This is a genomic window from Clostridium sp. UBA5712, assembly GCF_002419845.1.
GTDB lineage: Bacteria > Bacillota > Clostridia > Clostridiales > Clostridiaceae > Clostridium_J > Clostridium_J sulfidigenes.
On record NZ_DIGW01000011.1, the window covers coordinates 287,108 to 313,743 of the forward strand.

The 26,636-nt window shown below is 29.5% G+C and carries 25 protein-coding genes; 2 read left to right on the forward strand and 23 right to left on the reverse strand.

Annotated features, from left to right (window positions below):
* Positions 1-91: 91 nt before the first annotated feature.
* The 12 genes from citF to B3B03_RS07715 all read right to left on the reverse strand — a co-directional run bounded on the left by citF (position 92) and on the right by B3B03_RS07715 (position 12,861).
* Complete coding sequence (gene citF / locus B3B03_RS07660) at positions 92-1,642, reverse strand: citrate lyase subunit alpha (protein WP_346846618.1); 1,551 nt, start codon at positions 1,640-1,642, stop codon at positions 92-94.
* On the reverse strand, positions 1,635-2,543 hold the full coding sequence (locus B3B03_RS07665) for an aldolase/citrate lyase family protein (protein ID WP_150842466.1): 909 nt from the start codon (positions 2,541-2,543) through the stop codon (positions 1,635-1,637). The genes citF and B3B03_RS07665 overlap by 8 nt, the downstream gene beginning before the upstream one ends.
* Before the next feature lie 12 nt (positions 2,544-2,555).
* Positions 2,556-2,840, reverse strand: a complete 285-nt coding sequence (gene citD / locus B3B03_RS07670) for a citrate lyase acyl carrier protein (RefSeq protein WP_346876919.1) — start codon at positions 2,838-2,840, stop codon at positions 2,556-2,558.
* 242 nt (positions 2,841-3,082) lie between these two features.
* Positions 3,083-3,754: a GntR family transcriptional regulator gene (locus B3B03_RS07675; protein ID WP_346846615.1), complete on the reverse strand. Its 672-nt coding sequence runs from the start codon at positions 3,752-3,754 to the stop codon at positions 3,083-3,085.
* Between the two features lie 222 nt (positions 3,755-3,976).
* The gene (locus B3B03_RS07680) at positions 3,977-4,780 is read right to left on the reverse strand and encodes a polysaccharide deacetylase family protein (protein WP_346876920.1); all 804 of its coding nucleotides are present in this window, start codon (positions 4,778-4,780) and stop codon (positions 3,977-3,979) included.
* A 150-nt stretch (positions 4,781-4,930) separates the two neighbouring features.
* On the reverse strand, positions 4,931-5,701 hold the full coding sequence (locus B3B03_RS07685) for a copper homeostasis protein CutC (RefSeq protein ID WP_346876921.1): 771 nt from the start codon (positions 5,699-5,701) through the stop codon (positions 4,931-4,933).
* Positions 5,702-5,812: 111 nt separating this feature from the next.
* Positions 5,813-6,808: an asparaginase gene (locus tag B3B03_RS07690; RefSeq protein ID WP_346876922.1), complete on the reverse strand. Its 996-nt coding sequence runs from the start codon at positions 6,806-6,808 to the stop codon at positions 5,813-5,815.
* A gap of 183 nt (positions 6,809-6,991) precedes the next feature.
* A complete protein-coding gene (locus tag B3B03_RS07695) occupies positions 6,992-8,380 on the reverse strand; it encodes an MATE family efflux transporter (protein ID WP_346876923.1) in 1,389 nt (462 codons plus the stop codon).
* A gap of 186 nt (positions 8,381-8,566) precedes the next feature.
* Complete coding sequence (locus tag B3B03_RS07700; RefSeq protein ID WP_346846610.1) at positions 8,567-10,075, reverse strand: DUF1846 domain-containing protein; 1,509 nt, start codon at positions 10,073-10,075, stop codon at positions 8,567-8,569.
* Between the two features lie 132 nt (positions 10,076-10,207).
* Positions 10,208-11,275, reverse strand: a complete 1,068-nt coding sequence (locus B3B03_RS07705) for a nitronate monooxygenase (RefSeq protein WP_346876924.1) — start codon at positions 11,273-11,275, stop codon at positions 10,208-10,210.
* A 241-nt stretch (positions 11,276-11,516) separates the two neighbouring features.
* The gene (locus B3B03_RS07710) at positions 11,517-12,167 is read right to left on the reverse strand and encodes a zinc dependent phospholipase C family protein (protein ID WP_346876925.1); all 651 of its coding nucleotides are present in this window, start codon (positions 12,165-12,167) and stop codon (positions 11,517-11,519) included.
* Positions 12,168-12,186: 19 nt separating this feature from the next.
* Positions 12,187-12,861, reverse strand: a complete 675-nt coding sequence (locus B3B03_RS07715; RefSeq protein WP_346876926.1) for a hypothetical protein — start codon at positions 12,859-12,861, stop codon at positions 12,187-12,189.
* 236 nt (positions 12,862-13,097) lie between these two features.
* On the opposite strand from B3B03_RS07715, the gene B3B03_RS07720 reads away from it, so the two are divergent.
* A complete protein-coding gene (locus B3B03_RS07720) occupies positions 13,098-14,891 on the forward strand; it encodes an ABC transporter ATP-binding protein (RefSeq protein WP_346876927.1) in 1,794 nt (597 codons plus the stop codon).
* 62 nt (positions 14,892-14,953) lie between these two features.
* On the opposite strand, the gene B3B03_RS07725 is transcribed toward B3B03_RS07720, so the two are convergent.
* The 4 genes from B3B03_RS07725 to B3B03_RS07740 all read right to left on the reverse strand — a co-directional run bounded on the left by B3B03_RS07725 (position 14,954) and on the right by B3B03_RS07740 (position 17,107).
* Entirely contained in the window at positions 14,954-15,427 is a 474-nt protein-coding gene (locus B3B03_RS07725; RefSeq protein ID WP_346876928.1) for a lasso peptide biosynthesis B2 protein, read from the reverse strand.
* Positions 15,402-15,728 carry a lasso peptide biosynthesis PqqD family chaperone gene (locus B3B03_RS07730; RefSeq protein WP_346846604.1) on the reverse strand — a complete coding sequence of 109 codons (327 nt, stop codon included), beginning with the start codon at positions 15,726-15,728 and terminating at the stop codon, positions 15,402-15,404. Before B3B03_RS07730 ends, B3B03_RS07725 begins: the two co-directional genes overlap by 26 nt.
* 105 nt (positions 15,729-15,833) lie before the next feature.
* Positions 15,834-16,775 carry a hypothetical protein gene (locus B3B03_RS07735; RefSeq protein WP_346876929.1) on the reverse strand — a complete coding sequence of 314 codons (942 nt, stop codon included), beginning with the start codon at positions 16,773-16,775 and terminating at the stop codon, positions 15,834-15,836.
* Between the two features lie 101 nt (positions 16,776-16,876).
* The gene (locus B3B03_RS07740; protein WP_346876930.1) at positions 16,877-17,107 is read right to left on the reverse strand and encodes a hypothetical protein; all 231 of its coding nucleotides are present in this window, start codon (positions 17,105-17,107) and stop codon (positions 16,877-16,879) included.
* 311 nt (positions 17,108-17,418) lie between these two features.
* Here B3B03_RS07740 and B3B03_RS07745 point away from each other — a divergent pair, with 311 nt between their 5' ends.
* On the forward strand, positions 17,419-17,670 hold the full coding sequence (locus tag B3B03_RS07745; protein WP_346846601.1) for a hypothetical protein: 252 nt from the start codon (positions 17,419-17,421) through the stop codon (positions 17,668-17,670).
* Positions 17,671-17,721: 51 nt separating this feature from the next.
* Here the strand turns inward: B3B03_RS07745 and B3B03_RS07750 are convergent, their stop codons facing one another.
* The 7 genes from B3B03_RS07750 to B3B03_RS07780 form a co-directional block, all read right to left on the reverse strand.
* Positions 17,722-20,109, reverse strand: a complete 2,388-nt coding sequence (locus B3B03_RS07750; protein ID WP_346876931.1) for a right-handed parallel beta-helix repeat-containing protein — start codon at positions 20,107-20,109, stop codon at positions 17,722-17,724.
* Positions 20,110-20,200: 91 nt separating this feature from the next.
* Positions 20,201-21,430 carry a nucleotidyltransferase family protein gene (locus B3B03_RS07755; RefSeq protein WP_346876932.1) on the reverse strand — a complete coding sequence of 410 codons (1,230 nt, stop codon included), beginning with the start codon at positions 21,428-21,430 and terminating at the stop codon, positions 20,201-20,203.
* A gap of 183 nt (positions 21,431-21,613) precedes the next feature.
* The gene (locus tag B3B03_RS07760) at positions 21,614-22,531 is read right to left on the reverse strand and encodes a phosphodiester glycosidase family protein (RefSeq protein WP_346876933.1); all 918 of its coding nucleotides are present in this window, start codon (positions 22,529-22,531) and stop codon (positions 21,614-21,616) included.
* A 101-nt stretch (positions 22,532-22,632) separates the two neighbouring features.
* Positions 22,633-23,913 (reverse strand): polysaccharide ABC transporter ATP-binding protein, encoded by a 1,281-nt coding sequence (locus tag B3B03_RS07765; RefSeq protein WP_346876934.1) that lies wholly within the window; start codon positions 23,911-23,913, stop codon positions 22,633-22,635.
* A gap of 10 nt (positions 23,914-23,923) precedes the next feature.
* Entirely contained in the window at positions 23,924-24,745 is an 822-nt protein-coding gene (locus B3B03_RS07770; RefSeq protein ID WP_346846596.1) for an ABC transporter permease, read from the reverse strand.
* Positions 24,746-24,911: 166 nt separating this feature from the next.
* Positions 24,912-25,715: a glycosyltransferase family 2 protein gene (locus B3B03_RS07775; RefSeq protein WP_346876935.1), complete on the reverse strand. Its 804-nt coding sequence runs from the start codon at positions 25,713-25,715 to the stop codon at positions 24,912-24,914.
* Positions 25,716-25,725: 10 nt separating this feature from the next.
* Positions 25,726-26,625 (reverse strand): glycosyltransferase family 2 protein, encoded by a 900-nt coding sequence (locus B3B03_RS07780; RefSeq protein WP_346876936.1) that lies wholly within the window; start codon positions 26,623-26,625, stop codon positions 25,726-25,728.
* Positions 26,626-26,636: the final 11 nt, after the last annotated feature.

Here is a 26,636-nt window from a genome sequence, read left to right on the forward strand (position 1 = left end):
TAATTTCATTACTAGGCCTTACTTTTAGTAAGTCCTAATAGGGTTAACAAGTTATTTGTTTAAACCTTTCAAATCAAAGATAATATCTAGCTTACTTTTTAAGCTTTTTAACTACGTCTATAATACTTCCATCTCTGTATTCTATTACTGCTACTACATCATCAGAAAACTCTAATTCCTTAGGAACTCCTATTAGCTTAACAGCAATTTTTCTTAATTCTTCCATAGTTATTAATGGAAGGCCTGCCTTCTTAAACTTGTTGATTAAATCTTGTCTTCTTGGATTTACAGTTACACCATAATCTGTAACAACTACATCTACTGTACTACCTGGAGTAACAATAGTAGTTACTTTTTCAATTATAGTTGCAATTCTTCCTCTTGTAAGAGGTGCTACTAAAATTGATATTTCAGCATTAGCTGCTGTGTCACTATGTCCACCTGATGCTGCTCTAATAACTCCATCAGAGCCAGAAATAACATTAACATTAAAATCAGTATCTATTTCTAATGCACTTAGGACAACAAAATCTAATTTGTTAACTGCAGCTGATTTATTAAATGGATTAGCATAAAAATCTGCACTAACTTCTATATGTTTTTCATTTTTTCCAATGGACTCTGCAGCTTTTAAATCAAAGCATTGGACATCAAATAGTGTATCACAAAGTCCCTCTTCTAAAAGATCTACCATAGGTCCTGTAATTCCACCTAGGGCATAACTTAATTTAATATCTCTTTTCTTTAATTCTTCTTTAACAAAACGAGTAACTGCTAGAGATGCTCCACCACTACCTGTTTGCATAGAAAATCCATCTACAAATCTTCCAGATGCAAGCATTACATCAAGTACTCTTTTTGCCATTAAAAGCTCTTTAGGATTTGATGTAAATCTAGTTGCTCCAGACATTATCCCCTTTGAATCACCAATTTCATCAACTACAACTACATAGTCAACTTTAGTTTGTGGAATGCTCTGTGGGAAGTTGGGATAATCAACTAAAGTATCTGTTACTACAACTACCTTATTAGCATACTCTGCATCTACCTTTGCATAACCCAAAGATCCACATATGGATTTTCCTTTTACACCGTTGGCATTTCCCATGCAGTCAGCAGATGGAGCTGCTATAAATGCTACATCTATTTTCAAATCTCCTTCTACAATAGCCCTAGCTCTTCCACCATGAGAACGAATAACTGCTGGATGCTTATCTAAAATTCCTTCAGATATTGCAGCTGCAAGTTTTCCTCTAAGACCACTGCTTTCAATTCTATTTACAACACCATTTTCTATATGTGCTACAAGTCCATCATGAGCACTTGTTAAAGAACTTGATGCTACTCTTAAATTTTTAATACCCATTTCTGCCAATGTATCTACTACCATCATTAAAAGCTTATCTCCAGCTCTAAAGTGATGATGGAAAGAAATAGTCATCCCATCTTTAATTTCACATTTTTCTATAGCAACTCTTATAGATTCTACTACTTTAGTTCTCTTTACTTGCTCTTTTAAATTTTCACCATCACTTTCAACCATAGTTCCCTTTGGTTGATTAATAAAGGGAGTTTCATAAACCTTTCTATTCTCATATCCCGGTATGCTATTTAATAATTCTTTGCTTATTCTATTATTCATTATCTTCACCTCCAACTAAAACCCCCGCTGCTTTAGCAAGTTCTAAAACTCTTTGAGCTCTCTCTATAATTGGTTTATCTACCATTTTACCGTCTACAGTAAATACTCCCTTATTTTCACGTAAAGCTTCTGCTGTAGCATCGACTATCTTTTTAGCTTTAACTATTTCTTTTTCACTAGGAGTATATACACTGTGTATAAGCTCCACTTGTCTTGGGTGAATTAATGACTTACCGCCGAATCCCATTCTCTTAATAAGATTAGCTTCTTTTAGGAATCCTTCATCGTTATTTACATCTGAATAAACGGTATCTAACACTTCAAGTCCACAAGCTCTTCCTGCCATAGCAATCATTCCTCTTGCCACATAAAGCTCATCTCCCTCTGGAGTTCTCGTTGTCTTCATACTAGTTACAAAATCCTCACCACTTAAAGCCATACCTATTAACCTTTTAGTTGGAGATTTTGCTATTTCAAAGGCATGCATAACTCCTAAAGCCGATTCAATGGCTACCATTATCTTTGTTGAACCAATTTCTCTTCCACAAGCCTTCTCTATTTTTTCTATTTCTCTATCTACAGTCATAACATCTTCTACAGTTTCAGTTTTAGGAATTCTTACAACTTCAACCCCACCTGTAACTATTGCTGCTAAATCTTCTTGCCAAAATTCTGTATCTAAACCATTGATACGAACCACCGTTTCTATACCCAGTTCTTTATAGTAATCTCCTAGATTTTTTAACATATTGTGAACTAAAAATCTTGCAGAATCCTTTTCTGATATAGCAATTGCATCTTCTAAGTCAAACATTACTGAATCAGGTTTGTATATGTGTACATCTCTTATGATTCCTGGATTATTTCCAGGAACAAATAGCATCGAACGTCTTAGTTTCATCTTAATCTCCCCTTACACCCATTTATATTCCTTGTTTTCAGCTGATCTATGAACTGCAGTCTGAACTCTACTTTTTATTACAGGGTTGATTGCACCTTTATCATTAGCAAACACCTTTGCACTTTCTACCCCCAAGGATTTAAGAGTTTCTTTGATAACTGCTTCTATTTCCTCTCCAAATTGTGCTTTAACAGTACTTTCTAGAGTAATTTCTATTCCAGCAGTTGAAGGTTCAATTATAATTTGAATATCACTGGATTCCAATGTGCCAGCACTAGCTACTGTTTTAAGTTCCATATTTACGCCTCCTGATTAAAAATATTCAATAGTTTTGTATCCCTTTTCATACTTTAAATACTTTTTGTATACATCTTGTTTATAGTGTATACAATTAATTTATAAAAATCAATAGAAAATTAAATATTTTTTAAAAAATTTTCGTAATTTCAACCTTGCTACAAAGCATAAAAAAAAGAATTGTTAATACAGTTTTAGTATTAACAATTCTTTATGTTTTATAGGTAATGGTTTATAAACTACTATTTAACCACTGCATTTTGAAAAGATTTTTTAGCACGCGTAACATGATCTCTTGCTCTTTCTTCAGCAAGTTGCTCATCTCCAGCTTCTATAGCATCTACAATTTCTATATGCTCTTTAAGTGCATCTAATTTCCTTTCTTTTGTCATTAAACTAATCTTTCTTAGGCTCTGTAAGTATTCATATATATATTCCATTTGTGATATTAGCCTTTTATTATGACAAGCATCTAAAATTATTTTATTAAATCTATTGTGAACTTCTACATATTCCTTTTCTTCATTAGTATCAATAAGTTTTTTCATATTTTCTATGATTTCTCTCAATTCTCTTATTTCAATTCGAGAAATATGCATACATGCTCCCCTTACTGCAAGGCCCTCTAAAACTTCGCGAATATCATATATCTCTATAGCATCCTCAATACAAATCCCCTTGACTATAGTGCCTTTTCTAGGGATATTCACAGCCAAGCCTTCACTTTCTAACTGTCTTAGTGCCTCTCTAACTGGGGTTCTACTGACCCCCATAGCTGTAGCAATATTATTTTCTATCAATCTATCTCCCGGGTTTATATCTCCTGTAAATATAGCTGTTCGAAGATCTTTAAGAACTATTTCTCTTATAGATTTTTCTTTTCCATCATCTAAATTCTTTAAAATACTACTCATAAATATCTACATCCTTAATAAAATAATTTGTGACTATACTACACATACTTTATTTTAATTATAAATTTTCATTACAAATAAAATCATTCCAATTAATATTTTAACTATACAAAAATATTAATTATATACATAAATATTACATACCTTTAACCCTTTGTCAAATTAAATCAAGTATAATACTTATGCATATAAAGTAATTATTATTTTTAAAGGATTAGATTCTTAATTTGAAGTATCCGTTTGCTTTGGTTGATTATATTTATTAATCTGTCTTTGATTCAAAAGGTGAGATAATTCTTCCTCAGATATATCTCCAAAATTCTTAAATTCGTAGTCATTATCCTTAAAATATTTTATTATATAAGGAAGCGCCTTAGGTGTTGTAGAATTTGAGGCCCCATCGTGCATGAGTACTATAGCAGTATTGGGATCTATAAAAGTTTTTTTAAGCTCCTTTTTAAAGGTAGATAAAAGTTTTTCTACAGGCACATTTGTAGAAAGAGCATCCTCAATAGATATATTCCAATCCACATAGTACAACCCCTCATCACATAATTCATTTCTAATAGCTCTAACAGTTCCCTTATCTCCAATGGTAGTGCTAGACCCTCCAGGCATTCTCATGAATTTTGAAGGTTCATGACCAAGGACATCTGTGATAGCTTTATTAGCTTTGTCATAATCTTCTAAATATTCTTCCTTACTTGAATAGATGCAGTTCTTATGATTATAAGTGTGTATACATATTTCATGCCCTTGTCCTTCAACTTGCTTTAATATATCAGAATTTTCTTTAGCTAGCTCTCCTATAACAAAAAATGTAGCTTTAACATTTTCTTCTTCTAAAATCTTCAGTATCTTTAAAGTATTATTGGTAGGTCCATCATCAAAAGTTAGATATACTATTTTTTTTAAGTATTCCTTGTCAGTACATTCCCTATTGTCTTCAGCTAATGCTAAATTGAAAGTACAAAATATACATATAAGTATAAGTACAACCACAGAAGAATATTTTAATTTCTTCATTACTAATCCTCCTTATATAAATAGTTAATTATCTTAATATATATTGTGCTCTTATTTATAAAGATATACTATTATTTTAAAGGTTAAATTAACAAAAAGAGGTTGTCTCAAATTTAACATGAAACAACCTTTGTTAAAAATAATTTTTATCTATTTTATACAATTAGCTTTAGTAATAGTTTTTATATTCTCACACATTTCTTTTAAATATTCGTAATTAGCTATATCATAGTCAATCTCTTTTGGATTTAGAGGACTTCCAAAGTAAACTTTTGGATTGCATTGGGTTGAATGATCTTTTCTTCTAGTAAAAGAGGCTACATGAAGCTGATTAAACTTCAAAGTTTCGATCATCCATTTTACATTATGAGGTCTTACCCCCCCTGGAAGTATTTCAATTTTTCCCTTACTATACTTTATCAACTCTTTTAAAAGTTCTGCTCCATCTTCTATTGTATTTTTTTGTCCCTTAGTAAGAATTCTTTTTACACCTAAATCAACTAAAGTATCCAATACTTTAAAGGGATCTTTCACTACATCAAAGGCACGATGGAATACAGCTTCTCTATCTCCTATAATATCCATAAATCTTTTGCATAATTCTACATCAAGAGTACCATCTTCCCGTAATGCTCCAAATACTATACCATCAGCACCAGCTTTAATTGCTGCTTTCATATCTCGTTCCATGGTTTTAATTTCATATTCAGAATAACAAAATCCAGCTCCTCTCGGTCTTATCATTACCATAATAGGAATATCTACTAATTTCTTAGCTTCTTCAATAGTACCTATTGATGGGGTTATTCCCCCCAAAAACATATTTGAATTTAACTCTACCCTATGGGCTCCAGCTTTTTTAGCTATTATAACATCTTCTAGTGAACCACAACATATCTCTACTAAAACATTTTCTTTCATTATTAATTACCTCCATCTCAACCTTTTAATATGTAATATACTTCCTGCAAATAATTACATATTAATATATAACTATCTAAGTAAACTTAATATTAAAAATAGGTTGATCTGCTATAGCTTAAATCTTACAATACTTTCTCCTACTTCTTTATTATTATCATTAACAATAACCCTTGGAAATACCCTTTTTAGTCTATCTATAGTATCTTTATTTTTATAATTAATCTGCTCTAATATAGACGCTACAATTAGCGGCCATTCTTCCTCTGATCCGTCTATTATCTTAATTGAAAATCCAAGTCTTTCATCTCTAAGTCCAAAACAATATACTCCTTTTGCTCCACCCTTTGCAACTATATTATCATCCATTAAAAGTAATGAACATATTAAATCAGTACCGGAAACCATCTCATAATTTTCATTCATTAGTTTAGTAAGCTTTATTACAGCATCTCGTGTTAACTCATCCCCAATAGTGTCAGGACATGCCATCTTCATATAAGCCATAGCTAAATTTTTCATAGGCATTGCAAATACAGGAACTCCACATCCATCTGTACCAACTTTTATCTGTTCTCTTGGATATCCAGATATCATTGAAATGTGGGAAAGAATTTCCTGTTGTGCTGGGCTATTAATATTCCAATATTCCCTTTTATCACAGTTCATATCAGTGCATAAAGTTAAAATTCCCATATGTTTTCCTGAACAGTTGTGATAAATTCGTCTCTTTTCTCCACCATTTCTTAGTATTTCTTCTTTAGCATTCATTGATAATGGATATGTAGGTAAACATATAAGTTCATCTTCATCTATCTTGACTTTATCCATTATAGATTCTAATGCCGTAACATGAAATGGTTCTGCCCTATGAGAGCCTGTCATAACTGTAATTTCTTTATTACTAAGATTATACTTTGTATCAATGCCTCTCTTTATTAATGGAATAGCTTGTATTGGTTTTGCTGATGATCTCATAAAAGTTACAAATCCAGGATCACCTATAGAGTAAACAACCTGTCCATCTTCATTTACACAACATATATATCCTCTATGTACACATTCTAAAAGTTCTCCCCTATATTCTTCAATTAAAATCTCATCCATAATAACATTCATTCCTTTCGCTGTGCTCAATGCACAAAATTTTATGAAAGTGATTAACTTCTAAAACACTATCAATAATATAGACAAGTATAAAACAATAATATATATTAAATACACATAGGATAATTATTTATCCCATGTGTATATTTTAACATTAATTCTGATTTCATCCCATAGATTCCTTTATTTTGCCTCTTTCAATTCTCTACAATCCTTATGATGAATTATATTTTTCTCCCAGGCTCCTTTGCGATACATTATATACCCAAAAATACATATTATAAGATTGCTAAAACTCATAGAAAACCATATGCCTACAGAACCTATATTTGTAAAATTCTTAAATAGTAATATCATAGGAAGTCTCACAAACCAAAGTCTTCCCACTTCCATCTCCATGGAATATCTAGTATGACCCGATCCCTGAAATACCCCTTGCAATACACTGAATATACCCATAAGTGGCATAGACCATGCTATATATTGCAAATATGTTATCCCCTCTGAAATTACCATCATGTCGTCCTTAGACTGCATAAAGAAACCTATAATTTGTTTATCAAAAGCTAATAAGACAATTAATCCTAAGACAGAAAAACCGATGGTAAGCTTTATGGCTTTTACAAAGGCTTCCTTGGCTCTTTTTAGTTGGTTACACCCTAGATTTTGACCTATAATAGACGTAAGGGCTGCTCCGATTCCCATGGCTGGTTGAATTACAAGAGATGTAATTCTATTTACCATAGCAAAAGCTGCTAGTGTAGCTGTACCATAGGATACTATAAAACCATTTAAAGCCATAAATCCTAAGGCTGAACCAGATTGTCCAATCGATGATGGAAGGGCAACTGATATGATTTTCTTAATTATTTCTCTATCAAATCTAAAGTTCTTAAAAGAAGGTTTTACCTTAGATGATCTTCTCATCAATACATAAATTCCAGCTATTGCTAAAACAGCCTTTGACAATAGAGTTGCTATAGCTGCTCCTGCGATTCCCATATTAAATGTAAATATAAATATTGGGTCTAAAATCATATTAAGAACCGCACTAATTGCACTAAGGACAGTTGGAAATACTGTATTTCCCTCTGCATTCATTATGGAGTTAAAGTTAAAAAATAAAAACATAAAAGGCATATCTAAGAAGGTAATTCTTAGATATATTATACTATTTCTTGCGAGTTCCCCTGTACCCCCCATTACTCTTACAACAAAGGGAGATATTATATATCCTACTATAGCAAATAGTATTGAAGATAAAAAAGATACTACCAAAAGCTGACTTGCATACTTATTAGCCTCTTCATATTTATCAGCTCCTATAAACTGAGAAATGATAGATGTACCTGCTATAGATAAGCCCATTCCGATAGATATAAATAAAAAATTAACTGGCCAAACAAACCCTGTAGCTGCAAATTCTACTGATCCAATTTTACTTACCCATAATCCATCAACTAAATTATATAGTGTTTGTATTAAATTATTTATCATAATAGGAATTGCTAAGACACCTATTACTTTGTATAAGTTATCATTTAAAATAAAATTTCTTTTATTCTTAACCATGTTCCCTCCTAAATCACATTTAAATTTGTTATTACTACTATATATATTATATACCATAGATACTATAAATTTCTATAAAAAGCTTAGGATGTCGAAATATATTTTTTTCTAAATAAAACAGTGTATATTTCATGATTTTAAATTCATCATCATATACACTGTTCATTTATTTTTATTTATACTATTTTACATATTATAAAATAAATTTTGTGAAGGATACTCAGCATCACAAGTAACATCTATTCCCAGTTTTCTAAATATTTGCTCGTCACCAGTACTTAGAATAGTAGTAGAGTGAGCTTGACACCCTTTAAGCTTTATAAGTTTTTCTAAAGCAACTTGAGCCATAGGATTAGTAGCAGCACAAATGCTAAGGGCAATCAGTATTTCTTCTGAATTTAAAGATGTATTATTACTTCCTAAAGCATTGGTTTTCAAACTTTTTATAGGTTCTAATACCACTGGTGAAATTAAATGAATCTCATCAGATATGTTAGCTAGGTACTTTACTGCATTTAAAATAGCTGCTGAAGATGCATCCATTAGCTCTGAACTTCTACCTGTTAAAACAGTACCATCTTCAAGTTCTAGAGCTACTACAGGGCAGGCATCATTTTTGTTTGCTTCTAATTTAAGCTTACTAGAATATTCTCTAGCAGGAATGACTACTTTTCTATCCTCTGGTTTAAGATTTAAACTTTCCATAATTATTTTAATTCTTTGAAAAACCTCTGCATCTACATATCCTTTTTTATATTCAACACTAGTTTTAAAGTATCTTCTAATTATCTCCTGTATAGAAGCTTCCTTAACAACTTCATCATCAGTAATTCCAAATCCTACTCTATTAACTCCCATATCTGTTGGTGATTTATATATAGATTCTTTTCCAGTTATCTTCTCAATAATCCTCTTTATAACTGGGAACATCTCAATGTCTCTATTATAGTTTACTGCAACCTCATTGTATGCATCAAAGTGAAAAGAGTCTATCATATTTACATCTTTAAGATCAACAGTAGCTGCTTCATAGGCAATATTTAAAGAATGTTTCAAAGGCACATTCCATACAGGGAAAGTTTCGAATTTAGAATATCCAACAGCATTTCCTCTTTTATTCTCATGGTATAATTGATTTAAACAAGTAGCCAATTTCCCGCTTCCTGGTCCTGGTGCTGTTACTACTACTATTGGCTTAGTAGTTTCTATATATGGATTCCTTCCATAGCCCTCGTCGCTTACGATAGTTTCAACCTCTGTAGGATAACCTTTAATAGCTTCATGCTTATAAACTTTAATACCTCTACGTTCCAATTTATTTATAAAGATATTAGTAGCTGGTTGACCACTATAACGAGTTATAACCACACTATTTACCTGTAAATCATATCCTCTAAGATCATCAATTAATCTTAGTACATCCATGTCGTATGTAATTCCAAAATCGCCTCTTATCTTATTTCTTTCAATATCACCAGCATATACACAGATAATTATTTCTGCCTTTTCTCTAAGCTTATGAAGTAACTTTATTTTTGCATTTTCATCAAAGCCTGGCAAAACTCTTTTAGCATGCATATCAAATAATAGTTTTCCTCCAAATTCTAGATAAAGCTTATCATAATTATTTACTCTCTCTAAAATATATTTTGATTGTTCTTCCAGATATTTTTCATGATCAAATCCAATTTTCATCTTTACACCTCATCCTAATAATAAAACATACATATTATTATTACATATTTTCATCATTAGTAAAACCTAAATTAAAAATTTTTAATTTTTTTGTTAATTCTAAATTTGATGTTTATGATTTATTTCTGGATTTTATGCTTTTAAAATTTCTGCTTTTAACTCCTCCATTAATTCCTTTACTGTAACTATACTTTTTATCCTATGGGCATTGTCTCCACAAAATACTAAAGCTTCATCCATATTTCCCTTAACACCATTTATTAGTGCTTCACTAATGCAATAAGGAGTTTCTTTTGGATTACAGTGAGATATACATCTATAGCATTTTTCCACCTTCAATTTCCCTTTAAAAGTATTCTCTACAAATGGATTACATATAGCTCTTCCTGGTAACCCTACAGGACTATCTACTATAACTATATCATCTTCTTTTGAATCAACATAAGCCTTCTTAAAATTTTCTGATGCATCACATTCTACTGTTGCTACAAATCTAGTTGCCATTTGAACTCCATCTGCACCTAGTTTTAGGTATTTAGCTATATCTTTTCCATCGTATATACCTCCAGCCACTACTACTGGAATTTCCTTATTATACTTTTCTCCATAAATTTTAGTTTCATTAATTATATCTACTACTTCTTTATCAAAGGCTTCTTCAGTCATATTTATATTTTCTTTTTTAAATCCTAAATGTCCTCCTGCTCTTGGTCCTTCAACTATAACCATGTCAGGGGCTACTTTATCATGTCTATCCCAAAGCTTCAAAATAACTTTGGCTGACTTTAAAGAAGATACTATTGGTGCAATTTTTACTGAAAAACCTTTGATTAACTTTGGTAATTCCATTGGTATTCCAGCTCCTGAGATTATAATATCCGCACCCCCTTCTATGGCTGCCTTAACATGCTCTTTATAATTATTCATAGCGACCATTATATTAACTCCAATAACTCCTCCATCAGTAGCTTTTTTTGCTAATAAAATTTGTTTTTTTAAAGCTCTAATGTTTGCAGCTAAATTATTACTTTCAAAGTCCTCTTCATCATATCCTACTTGTGCTGCAGATATAACTCCGATTCCTCCTTCATTAGTCACTGCTGATGCAAGTTTTGATCTAGAAACTCCTATCCCCATTCCACCTTGAATTATAGGCATAGGTACAAATATATTTCCTATCTTAAGACCTTTTATATTCATAAAAACACTACCTTTCAAATTAAGATATTTTACTTTGAATTTCAAATACTTTGATAATCAAAGTTTATTTTATTATAAGCCATTTTAATAATTGATGCAATAAGTATCCTAGTGGAATATATATATAATTAACTCATTCTTCATAAAAAATCTACTATTATATTTATAAAGGAATACAAAAATAAAAGAACTATAACATAAAATCATATGTATAGTTCTTATTCTTAATATTTTTCTTTATTTATTGAATTTTACCTTTTAAAATACCATTTATCTTTTTAGAAGTATCATCTATAAACTTATCCATTTCCTCTTCATTAAGATATATAAAATTCTCCTTAGTTTCTTCATTATCTCCTAAATAATATTCTGTTATATACTTAACTTGCTTCATTAAAGCCCCTTTAGGAAAATAATCTATATAATCCGGTACCTCGTCTATATTTTTGAATATAGTATGAAAAATAAAATTAGAATTTTTTTCTAAATATAAAAAATCTAATCCATACCAATCCTTTTTTATGGTCCAAATAAAACTTGCATCCTCTTTTAATTTTTTATTATATAAAGCATTTTTCTTTTTTTCATTGAAAAACTTAGACCATTCAATATCTGTAAGCAAGTGTATATAATATCCAAGGACATAAGAATATTTTGAGTATTCCATCAAATTATTTTTTAGATACCTATCAAAAAACCTCTCTGCATCTATATTATTTTCTTCATTAATCCAATGAGTAATTTTTTTTGGTGGATTGAAGCTACTCCAATCTTCATTCGGAACTCCAGAATCTGGACCAACATTTCCAAGTATAAATGCTATAGAATCTAAATCATCCATATTCTTCAATATGTTTTCTGCAATTCTAAGATGAGCTATCCAAGTTGCCATTAAACCCCTCCTTCTTGTACTATCCTACGACCTCTTGTTCATTAACTATAGTTTTTTTAGACTTTTTGGCTATAGCCATCATAAGACCTAAAGCTATTGATAAGAAAGCCGAAGCAACTACTCTATACTGTGGTGGCATTAAAAATACAAGGGTATGACATGGAATCCAGAAAAATGGAATTGTTTTTAACATACTAAACCCTATGAGCATATTAAAATCAATTTCTTTAACCAAATCATTTATAGTTACCTTTTTCATCCCTCTATATTTAACATCAATATATAAATCACAAAACTTATGAAATAAAAACATAAAGGGTGCAAAAGTAATATTCATCATAGCACTTGTTAAAAATGCATGTCCAAACTTTGAGCCATGGAAAGGTAATCTGCCTATATCTTGTGCAGCTAACACTCCTTCTGAATATAGTGTAAAGGCTAAAGTTATCATCATTCCAATTATTCCCCATATAATTGCTTTAAAAATTAATCCTTTAGTCTTTTGCCACTGTCCATGTAAAATTCTAGCTCCCAACATGTCTCCCATGGTAGCTAAAACAAAGAATTTAAAAAAGCCACTTATATATGGATATGCTTGTGTCATAGCCATAAATACTTCTCTAGTTGTTGGAACTACTAAAACTGCAGCCCATAAAAGTAATAAACCTCCCCATAAGTAATCCCCTAATTTCATTTGATTATTCTCCCCTTTTCTACTGTATCTTTTAAAATTTGTTATTTAATAAATATTATAACGTTTTCAATTCCATTTATCTACAATAAATTTTCATTTTTCAGAAACTTTTTATAAGTTGAAAATCTAGCTTAGTTATGTTACCATATTATTACATTTATATTCATATTTTACATGTTATTTCATTGAAGTATATTTAATTCTTTAATATTAAATAAAGTCTATAGGAGGACTATATGAACAATTCAATAAAGGACATATATCTTAAATACATTAGAATAAGTAAATTAAATAAATATATAAAATTGGAGTCAAAAGAAGATTTTAGAAATTTCTTTGCAAAAATGAAATGGGTTAGTTCTCAATGTAAACCTATTCTTCCTTTTTTTATTTCTACAATAATAATCAATTCTGCATTATCTTTAATTGGAGTTTATAATGCTATAATATCAAAATCTCTTATAGATGCTGCTATTAGTGGTAAAACTTCAACGGTTATTCAATGGCTCATTGTAATGGCCACTATAATGTTTGGAAGAATGCTCATATCTCCTATTACCTCATTTATGAGTACTAGGGCATCTACTAGACTCAATCAAGGTATGCAAAGTAAGCTTTATAAACATCTTACCTATAGTGAATGGATTGAACAATCAAAATTTCACAGTGTTAGCTTGCTTACTAGAATCACATCGGATGTAGGGACAATATCTTCAACAATATTAGGTACTATTCCTAGCATTATATCTCTGCTAGTAACTTTTATAGCTTCCTTTTCTACTCTTATTTATTTTGCTCCATCCGTAGCAATTGTAGCAGTGATAGTAGGTCCTATATTGCTTTTAATTAGTCGTTCCTTTGGTAGAAAACTAAAAAAACTATATAAAGAAATACAAGAAGAGGATATAAAATATCGCTCTTTCATTCAAGAATCTATTCAAAACTTAATGATAGTTAAAACCTTTTGTATGGAAAAATTTAATGTAGATAAACTCCATCTAATACAAAAAAAAAAATATGAGTTAGCTATGAGAAATACTAAACTTAGTGTTCTTTCAGGGATGTCCATGGGATTTTGTTCTACCATTGCTTATTTCTCTATATTTTGTTGGGGGGCTTTAAACATTTCAAAGGGATTGGGAACATATGGTACTTTTACCGCTATGATACAACTCTACAGCAATATTCAAGGTCCTATTTCTGGACTTGCTAACACTTTTCCAGCCCTTATAGGGTGTATCTCAGCTACTGAAAGACTTATGGAGATTGAAGAAATCTCTCTTGAAGATGTCAATGTTCCAAGTATTCCCGAGTCATTTAAGTCTCCCTATATTAAGTTTAAAAATGTATCCTTTAGTTATAGGGAAGGAAACCCTGTAATAAATAATGTAACCTTTAACATAGCTCCTGGAGAAATTGTAGCCTTAATTGGTCCCTCTGGAGAAGGTAAAACAACCTTAATAAGACTTTTACTATCGCTTATTCACTGTGATGAAGGAGAAATTACCCTAGGAAGCTATAACATAAGAAACAGTGATGAAATAGTTTTAAATAGAAATCATAGGGAACTTATTTCTTATGTGCCTCAAGGAAACACTCTCTTTTCTGGAACCATAGAGGATAATCTTCGCTACGGTAAAGATGATGCTAATTCAGATGACATTGAAGAAGCCGCAAAAGCAGCCTATGCATTGAAGTTTATAAACAAATTAGAAGATAACTTTCATACCTTAATAGGTGAAAAAGGTAGTGGAGTTTCAGAAGGTCAAGCTCAAAGGCTAGCTATAGCAAGAGCTCTACTAAGAAAAAGACCAATTTTAATCCTAGATGAGGTAACTTCATCTTTAGATGTTGATACAGAACTCAATGTCCTTAAATCAGTAAAAGAACTAGAACATAAACCAACCTGTATTATAATAACCCATAGACCTTCTGCATTACCTATCTGTGATAGAATTTTAAAACTTGAAAAAGGAACGCTGAAAGAGATTGAGAATAAAGTTATACTAGAAACTGCAGTAAATCAATAAATAAGCCACCAATGAAATTTTTTAGGATTTCATTGGTGGCTTTACTCATATGTTACACTAATTCATCTTTTCCATCCCAAAGTTGAAAATTTAGCTACCACTGCATATCCACTTCTATTCTCTCCACCTGTAATAAAGTAAGACCCACACCGTGTCCATGCATGTGCTACCATCTCATTTTTTTCATTCTTTTTAACCCCTAGATAAATTGTAGTTGGTATTCCCTTTCCTCTCATCATTCTTTGTGCAGTAAGAGCTTTAATAAGACACTTACTTTCCCATGGCGTATATCGTGAAGCATTAATAACTGCCCACTTTATGTCTCGCGCTATTCTATATGAATTTATATCTACCTCATCAGGCGACTCTTCTTTTACATTACCCAATCTCTTCCTAAGTTTATTAAAAGGTACAAAGATTATTAAAGTCCTATATATTCCTGTATATATATAAGCTTCTAGAAATTTCAACTTAATACTCCAATCTAAAATAGCAAAGGTTCTAATCTTTCTAGTTAATACTGATAAGCTCTGCATTTTTAAGTTTTCCTAAAAATTCTACTACATTTTCTTTACACTGACTCTTTTCAACCTGAAACTCTCCAAGCAATGTATTAATAATATTATTAACAGTAGAAGGCTCTTTAATAATCTCCCATATTCTACTTCCAACCTGGTTCATCATAAAATATTGACCTTTTTCTAAATTCATCATAACCACTTCACCATCTAAATCTGTAGCATCAATATCAGAGTTTCTTGTAATCTTAGAATTTAGTGTCATCTCCATGTTTTCATTAATTTCAGCAGATTTAACTTTAAGTTCTTTAATCTCCATCTCTCTCATCCTCTCAAATATAATTATAAATTTAACCCATATAATATTATGCTATTTATAAATGTAACTATAACTCCAATTATTAATATGAATTAACTTAAAAATTTACATATCCCTAAACCCTTTTTTCTCTTTAAATATCTCCTCAATAATTTCTATTTGATCATCCACCGTGTACTTATCCCTAGGCCTTGTAATTCTATAAAACTTAGCTTTTTGAGCGATCTCTATACAGTTTTTGAAATATTTAGGAGTCATACCTTCCATAGATCCTATATATTCATTTCTATATATATTTTTAATAATCTTATTAAGCTTTTCTACTCCCCTTATCTCTTCCACTCTTACATTATCAACCTCACCCATATCAAGCTCACAAATTGCTGTTAGTGGAAACTTTTCTTTAGAAAACCCATGAAAATCTGGAACTATATACTTTATCTTTCCATCAACATGAAAGCAAGGATAAGATTCTTTAACATAACACATATTCTCTAAAGCATCAAAGCATAGTTTATGGTAAGGAAAGCCTGGTTCAATGACTATTTTATTATCAAAACTTAATGCAGCTACATCATCTGCTACAAAATTATAGCCTTTTTTTACAAGTGATGTAGTCAATGTCGACTTTCCAGCCCCCCTTTCTCCTGTAAATATAATAGCCTTTCCATTTATGACAACGGTGCCTCCATGAATAGCTGTTGACTCCCTTTGAAGTAGGAGAAACCCTAAGACACTTCCCATTATATAAACTTTCATAAGACTTTTATCACAATTCTCACAGGGATCTACTATCACAGTATTTCCATTTTCAATACAATAAGTAGCCACATGGTCTATATGAAACCAAACATGATCCTTTGTTACGTGAATACTTTTTCCCTCTTTAATTTCTTCTAAAATATTATTGGGAGTTTGTCCATATAATATAGTTACAATGTCTTTATCTATAAAATCTTCATTTCTTTTAGGGAATTCTAGAATTTCTATATTGGAATCTATATTAAGTCCATATACTCTATAGAAATACTTTTTATCTATATACATACTTTCATTAAATCCTTTCTGGAATTCTATGTTTCTAATATTTCCTTAAATCAAGACACCTATATCAAGCTTTATTTTGATATAGGTATCTTGGACAAAAATTATGATTGTTTTGGTGCACTTCCATGATTTTTAGGATGCCATCTATTGTGCTTGTAACACCACACCCAATATGGATGATCAGCAGGTTGAATATTAGGATTAGTGTAATCTTCATTATTAAATTTAATACTCATTGGTTCTTGCCAATTACAAAAATCAATATATTCAGTTTCATTTGTATCACTAGCAGCTAATTGTAATAATATTGGTTTCTTCCACTCTCTTTTCATTTTTTTCCTCCTTCTATTTAAATATCATCTATATACACATATTGTTTTATGTGTATAATTTTACCATCTTATTGTTTAAGATTCAATAGATGAGTTTATTATTTAAACCTATATTTGATAAAAATCTTTGCATGAAATCTGTTATTCATTACATGCTTTTTTCTAATTACTTTATATAATGTATTTAATAAACTATTACTTTTAAATTAACAAAACTAGCATTATTCTTTAATATCCATCATAATTATTTATATAATTAATTTACATTTATTTACTTTTATAGTAACATATTATAGTAGGGAGGTGAAAAGATGAAAACTTGGAACAAACCAGAATTAACAAATTTAAGTGTTACTGAGACTAAAGATACAAACCCCACATTTTGGAACCCACTTATAGGTGCATGTAAAAATCCTGCTGGTGCAGGCAATAATTGTCCATTAACTTGGGAAAGAGATTGTAAATATTATGAACTACTTAGCTTAGATCTTTGTACTGGATATGGAAAATGTACAAAAAAAATTCAACCAACTCCTCCAGATCCTCAAATTCCAACATCATAAGTTAAACATAAATATAGATAAGAAAGCCTATACCTTCTTATCTATATTTATTTATTCGGTATAAATTATAAAATATTCATTATTAAAATATATTGGATTTAGAATTTTTGCGTTTCCATTTATAGTATTTCGAATATCATTAAATTCAAATAATCCTTTCTTTATGGTAGTTCCGCTAAAAATATACGGAGATGAGTTTTGGTTAAATACGTTTTCTCTTAAGGTAACTTTTCCGTTGGGATTACTATAGGTAGTATCAAACATATTTAAAACAGAATTACTACTGCTATTATTAACTTCATTATTATTAAATATAAGGTTTTTCATTTTTCCTGATGACAGCTTTATGAAATCATCAGATGAAGAACTCATTTCTATAATATTATTCTCAATCTCTAATACTGTTGAACTTCCCCATGTTTGGGTAAGAAGGTTACAATCTATTATCTTGCATTTATTCAAAATAATAGTTCCTGTATTTCCATGGGTTCTTACTATAGATTTGGAAATGATACATCCATTCATTGAAGCATTTAATAGTACTGTTAAAACGCTATCTTCAATAATACAACTATTAAGTTCAGCACTTAAATAGCATTGTTTCATTTTCAAACTGCAATCTTTTAAATTTCCAACAATTCTCACATTTATAGTTCCATCACTAGTAACTATTGAGTTAAAAATTATATCTTCCTCAGTCATTCTATCAATACTGCTATTTATAAAAGTTTCTCCATAAACATAAGGTCTTTCAGTCACTATAGTATTTCTTGGTTGCAATCTTAAATTACTATTTATAAACTGATTTTCTTTACTTTCAATTTTAGATGAATATTCATAGATTACAGAATTAGATTTAAATATATTTTTAATAAATTTATAATTAGTTGTTCTTCCCCACATATATACCATTCCTGTAAATTCATTTCCTTCAAATATAATATTATCTCCTGCGCAAGTAACTATATCTCCTGATTTATTCCCCATAAATTTATTATTTTCAACTTTAATATCCTGCATTAGATCCCATCCATCTTCAAAGTCAATAGCATAACCAGGTGCTTGACCTCCATTATTTTCAAAAATATTATTTTCTATAGTCCATTGCTGACCTCCACAAAATGCAATTCCTAAACTTCTATTATTTGAAATGTTGCAATTCCTTAAAATCATATTAGTAGGCGGCTCAAAATTACTAATCCAACCTACATAGCCTAAATTACTAGCTATATCTATCTGTGGAAATACAAATCTCACATAGACTGCTCCTTCTGGTATAATAACCTTTCTAAACTGAAGGCACTTCTCTGAAGAAATAAACTGATTATTTTTATCATAGAAATAAGATATATATTGGGGTTGCTTTATATAAGGATACCCTTGATATCCTAAAGTATATCCAAACTCAAATTTCCCGTTACAAGCTGAAATGTTATAAGCTTTAGTCCTAGAAACAATGTTACTTTCAATAATTTCTCCTTTTAGATTTATATCTCCAATCCGAAAATCTTTTACATAAACAGTATTATACCTATTTTTATTGTTACCGCTATTAGTAGCAACGCCATAACCTGGTACATTGATCACTGAAATATTATCTATAATACAATCTAAACCACCATTTACTACTAATCCACATCCCCACTCATGAGTTCCTGGTACTGTAATATAATCATGGGTTTCTTTATCTCCTTCTAAAATTCCATTGGTAAATATAAGGTTTTCTGCTCCATCTTCAAAGCTAACAATAGAATATCTTTCTAGTGCATTACTGTTAATTTTTAGAGTAGAACCATTTAAATCTATAGTTATATCTTTTAATTTAATTACTATTGGATTATTTTCATCTATTAAATAAATACCCTTTGGAAAGATTATCTTTTTATACTTTAGTGATGATGACATGAATTCTAAGGCTTTATTAATACCTTTAGATGTTTCTATAGGTGAAGTTCCATCGTTTTTAATATTAAAATATTTCAAATCAATAATATACTCAGTACTTTCCTTCTTCCTATACTTGAAATCTATAACTACATTGGGATTTTCTATAGTTAATATTACTTTTACTTTACTCTCGGTAATTAGATCATAACCTTCTATTGACTTTGCTTCATAATTATATTCTCCCATATCAATATTCTCTATATTAATAGAAGGTATTAATTTTTCATTTGTATCAATATTTATATAGTTAATTTCTATACATCCATAAATAGGCTCTGGTATATCCTTCTTATTATAATAAAATGTTATAGTATAATTTTTTATGAAGAAAATCACAAATAAAAAGATAGTGCCTTTTATTGGAGTATATCCATTAATATCTTTAGCTTTGTATATATATAATCCCGTCTTTACATTTTCATAAATATCTTTGGAGTATATTAATGCCTTAGTCTCATTATCTCTATATTCTATAGTAACTGTACTACTCATATCTTTTCTCCCTTTGGACTTTAATTTATACTATAGACTTGTCCTATAATATAATATTCAATTATTGGGATTAGTGATATAATTCTATGCCCTATAATTCCATCCATTTCAGTAATTTATTTTTCTTTACAGAAATAGAAGCTCCCCTTATTATAAACTTACTCTTTTCAATAAAGGAATATTCTTTTCTAAACAAACCTGCTATTAAGTGGTGAAACCATGCTATAGGGATTAATATTTTACATATCTTTGCATAATTATATTTATATGACATACATTCTACCCTAGGAAACATAAAACGTATGTATCTCTTTATGGCTCCTAAAGTGGCATTATTATCTTTACATTCATAGTTAAAAGCAATTTGATTACCGAAGGCATTTACCACGTCCTTTTTTCCATAAACTCCACCCTTTAAAATTTCATCTATGAGCAAATTAATATATTTTACTTGATCCAATTTAATATTTATTAATTCATTAGGAACTTTCATGTTAAATAATCTATTACATAATAAAAAAATTATAACGTTAAACTTTTCAAAACCATATTTCTTGGATTTGTCTAAGAAACTTATCCATGAAATTTCATTTCCCTTATTTTCTACTAATAATACTAAGTCACAAAGCTGTCTTAACCCAAATCCATTGGCAGCTAAATGAGATGCCATATGCATACATAGGTGTAAAGCTAAATCTTCATAGCAAAGAGATTTTACTTCTGAGTCACCTACATTAATTTTTATAGAATTATTCCATACGTCTTCTTCAAATTTATCAAGATCAATACTAAATCCATCTCTCTTAACAATATGCCAGTGTACTTCTATAATAGGAAAAGTATAATGATAAAATACTATATGATGAGATGAAGCATGATCCTCTAATTGGCTATAACCCAAGTCTAATAAAATACATTTAGCTTTTTTCAAATCTTCTTTATGAACTAATATATCTGCATCATTCATATCCCTTTGTTCTGGGTGAGGATAAAAATTCCTTACCACTAGTCCCTTTAATACAATTACAGGAATTTCTTCGTCATTAAACCTACTAAATATTTTAGCTAAATTATATATATTTCTCAGTTGTTTTGTTCCAGTATGAAATACTGATATCTGAAGCTTTTTTAGCAATTCACAATCTAGCTGTGATATCATATCTTTTTCACTTAAAGATGAATAAATTATTCCCTCCACTTTATGTAATTGGGCTATAGTTAATATTTTATCCCAATTAACGTTATTATATAATCTATATGTTATTTTCCCCCTGATTGAATGAGACAATAATTCTATGAATTCACTCTGTGTATTGTCCATAATTACACTCCTAACTATATTAAATTTACGTTCTTTATAATTCACCTTTACTTTGAATTTATGTTAATATATGTATTACACAACAATTGTAACATATTTACAATTATGTGAACACCTTTATTCTTCATGGTTAGATATTTCCCTCTAAAAAAGTTACCCAACCTTAGTTGAATAACTCTAAATTTAATTTATGAAATATAATATATCTGAAATATTTCTCTCTCCATTAAAATCTGAAGGTTCATTTATAACTTCACCATTAAAATATAATGTAGATGAGCCTCCTCCATCTAAGTTATATGCAAGGTTGCAACCTAACTTTTGAAATTCAATTGCTAAATCATAACAACTCATCCCCTTGGACCTAATACTTCTTCCATCAACCACAATTATTACATATTCTAATGATCCTTTTTGACCAATAGCTGTGCGTGGTTGCATATCTTCCTTATACCATGTATCTCCATAATCAACAATGTTACCATCTTTAATTAGATCTGGACCAAAGTCATAGGTATGCCTTGCACCCAAACTCAATAATTCTTCTGCATTCTTCTTTCTATACTCATATATTTTAAAGTTTCCTTCCTTATCTATAACCAATGGAGCACAATCTAAATCAGTACCTCTGTATACTACACCATCTCTTATTACATATCCTGATGTATTAAATCCACAAGCTGCACCATTAATAGCAAGAATAGCATTATGCCTGTTGGCTATAGAAGATGTTTTCTCTTTTATATTTAAGGAAAAAATGTCTCCTGAAAAAGCAGAATTAAGCTGACTTTGATTTTTTATCTTTACTGTTGTAATCCAATATCTAAGGTTTGGGTTAACTTTTACTATAGGTTCAATGATGATCATCATTGTAGGTGACCCATACTTCCTAATCCCTGTTTCATTATCTATTTTAACATATGTATCAGATGGAAATTCATCAAGCTCTACCTGAGAAATAACTTCACTATTTAATGGAGTATAATTATATAAACTAGCAACTAAAAATAGTAATATCCCTATTAAAATAGCAGATAATATTATTGTGATAATCTTTCCAACATCTAGATTACTTAATAATTTTGAGTTCCTCTCATTCATAATATCTCCCCTTGTAATACTTATACTAATATAAATATGTGCAATTATTGTTAATTATAAACAAAAGGACCAATTAATTTAAAACTAATTAGTCCTTTTGTTTATATTATTTTAGTTATTTTTTCATTTGTATTGCTAACTTTCTTAACCTCTGGTAATGATACATGACCCCACCAACGATGAGTCCATGCTACTTTCTCTATTTCACTTTCTTCAGGTATAATTTCAAAATTCAATGCTCTTTCTACTCTATCAACGTCGGTATATGAACCATATTGATTCATTTGTGTTAATAATAATATAGCACTATATTTTCCTGGAGCTAGTGTACTTATATCCAAATTAAATATATCATCATACATGATGCCTGATTTTGCATTTACAAAAGGCTTGGAATAACTTACACCAACTGGTGTATTATCTGAAAATAAGACTTCAACTCTCAGTCTTAAATTAAACAAATCTTTACCAGCTTTCCATTTCATTTTAAAGGTAATAGATTCTTTAGAAGTAAATATACAATCTTTATTATTTAGTATTTGCGTACTTATAATAGTTGCACTTTGCATAATATGTGATTGCCTTTTTTGGTTTTCAAGATTCATTAATGGGGTAGTATTAAAATTATTATTCATATAAACTTTTATTCCATCATCTACATCACCATCAAAGATAATTTTTCCATGGTCTAAAACTATTACCCTACTACAAAGCTGTTGTATTGTCCTCATACTATGGCTTACATAAAGTATTGTTCTTCCCCCATCTGCTATATCCTCCATCTTTCCTAGACATTTTTCTTGAAATCTCATGTCCCCTACCGCTAATACTTCATCAACTATGAGAATATCTGGATCAAGGTGAGCTGCTACTGCAAATGCAAGCTTTACATGCATTCCACTTGAATATCTTTTTACTGGTGTATCAAGAAATTCACCTATTTCTGAAAATTCTACTATATCCTTAAACTTAGCCTCTATCTCCTTTTTTTTCATGCCTAAGATAGACCCATTTAAATAAATATTTTCTTTTCCTGTTAATTCTTGATTGAATCCTGTTCCAATTTCTAAGAGAGAAGAAATCCTACCTTTTATTTTAATTTCTCCCTCCGTTGGAAGTGTAATTCTAGAAAAAACTTTTAAAATAGTAGATTTTCCAGCTCCATTATGCCCAATTATTCCAATTCTTTCACCTCTATTAACGGTAAAATTAATATCTTTCAATGCCCAAAATTCATTACCAGATGACATTTTATTCTTCTTACTAAATGCTCCTTTAATAGAGTTTAAAAGAACAGCTATAAAAGTATCACTTTTATCTTGATTAGATAACAACCTATACTTTTTACCAATCCCTTCAACCCTCAAAACTTCCTGAACCATATAAATCCTCCTAAATTACATCAGCAAAAGTATCTTCAAACTTTATAAAAAATTTTACTCCTAATGTTAATCCTATTAATGAAATAACAATTGAAAAAATTAATGCTGGAACATATATCCTTGCTGATGGCATAATGCACCATCTAAACCCTTCAATCACTCCAACTAATGGATTAATGGAATATATTAATCTTAGATTGGTTGGTATCACTGAACTTGTATATGCAACTGGAGACAAATACATACCAAATTGCAATATTACTGGTATTATATATTTTATATCCCTATATTTTACATTAAGTGCAGAAAAAAATAAGCCAAATCCTAAGGCTATTGTGAAAGCTAAAATAATAAAACATGGAAATAATAATATTTTTATTGGAGGTAAGTATCCAGTGAAAATCATTATAATTAATAAAACTAATAATGAAATAACAAAATCTATAAACGCTGTAACCACAGAAGATATAGGTAATGTAAGCCTTGGAAAGTATATTTTTTTAATCATATGACCATTATTAACTAGACTATTAGATACACCATTGAATGCTGCAGAAAAAAAATTCCATGGTAAAAGCGCTGAATACACCATAATTGCGTAAGGAACCCCATTCTCTGAGGGCATATTTGCTAATCCTCCAAATACAAATGTCATGATTATCATTGAAAATATTGGCTGAAAAATAGCCCAGAGTACCCCTAGTGCAGTTTGTTTATATCTAACTATAATATCCTTCCATGATAAAAATGTTATAACTTCTCTATATTTCCACAGTTCTTTCAATCTCTTTTTATGAGATGGTTTACCTGTTATTAAAATTACCTCATTCATAGTATTTCCCCCTTTAATTGTAAGTACTTATTATACAAATTTGAATTTATACAAAATAGTACCCACATACATTTTTCTTTAAAGCTAAATAAAGGACATTTTAATAAATATAATAATTCTGACGCAAATAATTTTTTATATGTTTTTATATGTGTATTATCCATATTCAATAGATTAAACGCTTTTTTATAGCAATTAAAAAACTTAAAACAAATGTATACTGAGCTTTATTATATAAGTTAATATTTCTTATTTCTTTAAAGAATTTTATTCTATCTTTATATGCATATGCTGCATCAAAATTTTTTAATGTAAATTTACCATTTGTAATTCCCTCTTCATTTTGATAATAATAATACAAGGGATAGTTAATATATACAGTATTTTTACTATTAAATAATACTTTATGAATTACAAATTCATCTTCATGTATTTTACCATAAGGATATCTTATATTTTCAAATATGTTTTTATGATATAACTTATTCCAAGCTGTAACAAACTTAACTCCATTCTCCTTATGCATCTCATTTAATGCTTCAACATTATTAAATTTATTTATATTTAATATTTTAGGAATTTCATATTTTTCTATGCTCTTATTATTCACCATATCATAGTCACAAAATGCAATATCAGCCTGATAATCAATTATAGTATTATATAATATATCATACATATTTGGATGTATGTACTCATCACTATCTACAAATCCTATGTATTCACCCTTTGCTATATCTAACCCTGAATTTCTTGCTGAAGAAACTCCTTCATTATTTTTGTGTATAACTCTTATTCTTTTATCCTTTGTAGCATAATCATCGCATATTTTACCACAATTATCTGGTGAACCATCATCTACAAGTATTAGTTCAAAATCTTTAAATTTTTGATTAAGAATTGAATTAATACATCTATTAATATATTTTTCTACTTTGTATACTGGTACTATGATACTTATTTTACACATACACACCCACCTATAAACTATTAAATTTAAACCTAATATAATTTATTATAAATTTAAATATATCTTTATAATTAAAAACAGTTAGTTTTCTTAGACTTTTTTTTATTTTTGTAAAATTCTTCAATAAGAATTTTACAGGATACCTATAGAGTATATCTATATAAAAACTTTTTAAATATATTACCCCATTATCAAACTCATATCTATAATCAATACTTAAATCTTCTTGTATAATGTAATCTTTTATTCTAATATATCCCCAAAGTAAATCTAATATCTTCTCATCTTTACTACCAGTTGTTGAATCTGACCTAATCAAATAATTATACCCTATATGCTTTGCCACACTCACTTTACTAGACTTTAAAAATAACTTAGGTATTAACTCTAAATCTTCATAATACTTGCCTTCATAAAATAATAAGTTATTATTTAAAAATAGCTCTCTTCTAAATAATTTATTCCATGGATGTGCTCTTTTTAAAATGTCACTAAAAATTATATCTTTAGGAATATACTTATATCTTACAATTCCACCTTCATCTACCTCATTTACACCAGTTAAACACATATCAGCATCATTATATACACATGTTTCATAAAGAATCTTATACATATCAACCTCTATCCAATCATCACTATCAACAAATCCTATATACTCACCTCTTGCAATATTTATACCTGCGTTTCTTGCTGTTGACTGTCCTCCATTTTCTTTATTAATCACTATAACCCTTTCATCTAATTCACCATATTCATCACACATTTTACCAGAACTATCTGTTGATCCATCATCTATAAGAATAAGTTCAAATTCCTTAAAAGTTTGATTTAATATGGAATCAACACATTTATGAATATATTTTTCAACATTATATACAGGCACTATTATACTTATTTTAGGATTCATATTATTTTTCC

Excerpts from the sequence above, each read along its gene's own strand:
- citF (WP_346846618.1), bottom strand. The coding sequence starts at position 1,642 with ATGAATAATAGAATAAGCAAAGAATTATTAAATAGCATACCGGGATAT.
- B3B03_RS07665 (WP_150842466.1), bottom strand. The coding sequence starts at position 2,543 with ATGAAACTAAGACGTTCGATGCTATTTGTTCCTGGAAATAATCCAGGA.
- citD (WP_346876919.1), bottom strand. The coding sequence starts at position 2,840 with ATGGAACTTAAAACAGTAGCTAGTGCTGGCACATTGGAATCCAGTGAT.
- B3B03_RS07675 (WP_346846615.1), bottom strand. The coding sequence starts at position 3,754 with ATGAGTAGTATTTTAAAGAATTTAGATGATGGAAAAGAAAAATCTATA.
- B3B03_RS07680 (WP_346876920.1), bottom strand. The coding sequence starts at position 4,780 with ATGAAGAAATTAAAATATTCTTCTGTGGTTGTACTTATACTTATATGT.
- B3B03_RS07685 (WP_346876921.1), bottom strand. The coding sequence starts at position 5,701 with ATGAAAGAAAATGTTTTAGTAGAGATATGTTGTGGTTCACTAGAAGAT.
- B3B03_RS07690 (WP_346876922.1), bottom strand. The coding sequence starts at position 6,808 with ATGGATGAGATTTTAATTGAAGAATATAGGGGAGAACTTTTAGAATGT.
- B3B03_RS07695 (WP_346876923.1), bottom strand. The coding sequence starts at position 8,380 with ATGGTTAAGAATAAAAGAAATTTTATTTTAAATGATAACTTATACAAA.
- B3B03_RS07700 (WP_346846610.1), bottom strand. The coding sequence starts at position 10,075 with ATGAAAATTGGATTTGATCATGAAAAATATCTGGAAGAACAATCAAAA.
- B3B03_RS07705 (WP_346876924.1), bottom strand. The coding sequence starts at position 11,275 with ATGAATATAAAAGGTCTTAAGATAGGAAATATATTTGTACCTATGCCT.
- B3B03_RS07710 (WP_346876925.1), bottom strand. The coding sequence starts at position 12,167 with ATGGCAACTTGGATAGCTCATCTTAGAATTGCAGAAAACATATTGAAG.
- B3B03_RS07715 (WP_346876926.1), bottom strand. The coding sequence starts at position 12,861 with ATGAAATTAGGGGATTACTTATGGGGAGGTTTATTACTTTTATGGGCT.
- B3B03_RS07720 (WP_346876927.1), top strand. The coding sequence starts at position 13,098 with ATGAACAATTCAATAAAGGACATATATCTTAAATACATTAGAATAAGT.
- B3B03_RS07725 (WP_346876928.1), bottom strand. The coding sequence starts at position 15,427 with ATGCAGAGCTTATCAGTATTAACTAGAAAGATTAGAACCTTTGCTATT.
- B3B03_RS07730 (WP_346846604.1), bottom strand. The coding sequence starts at position 15,728 with ATGGAGATTAAAGAACTTAAAGTTAAATCTGCTGAAATTAATGAAAAC.
- B3B03_RS07735 (WP_346876929.1), bottom strand. The coding sequence starts at position 16,775 with ATGTATATAGATAAAAAGTATTTCTATAGAGTATATGGACTTAATATA.
- B3B03_RS07740 (WP_346876930.1), bottom strand. The coding sequence starts at position 17,107 with ATGAAAAGAGAGTGGAAGAAACCAATATTATTACAATTAGCTGCTAGT.
- B3B03_RS07745 (WP_346846601.1), top strand. The coding sequence starts at position 17,419 with ATGAAAACTTGGAACAAACCAGAATTAACAAATTTAAGTGTTACTGAG.
- B3B03_RS07750 (WP_346876931.1), bottom strand. The coding sequence starts at position 20,109 with ATGAGTAGTACAGTTACTATAGAATATAGAGATAATGAGACTAAGGCA.
- B3B03_RS07755 (WP_346876932.1), bottom strand. The coding sequence starts at position 21,430 with ATGGACAATACACAGAGTGAATTCATAGAATTATTGTCTCATTCAATC.
- B3B03_RS07760 (WP_346876933.1), bottom strand. The coding sequence starts at position 22,531 with ATGAATGAGAGGAACTCAAAATTATTAAGTAATCTAGATGTTGGAAAG.
- B3B03_RS07765 (WP_346876934.1), bottom strand. The coding sequence starts at position 23,913 with ATGGTTCAGGAAGTTTTGAGGGTTGAAGGGATTGGTAAAAAGTATAGG.
- B3B03_RS07770 (WP_346846596.1), bottom strand. The coding sequence starts at position 24,745 with ATGAATGAGGTAATTTTAATAACAGGTAAACCATCTCATAAAAAGAGA.
- B3B03_RS07775 (WP_346876935.1), bottom strand. The coding sequence starts at position 25,715 with ATGTGTAAAATAAGTATCATAGTACCAGTATACAAAGTAGAAAAATAT.
- B3B03_RS07780 (WP_346876936.1), bottom strand. The coding sequence starts at position 26,625 with ATGAATCCTAAAATAAGTATAATAGTGCCTGTATATAATGTTGAAAAA.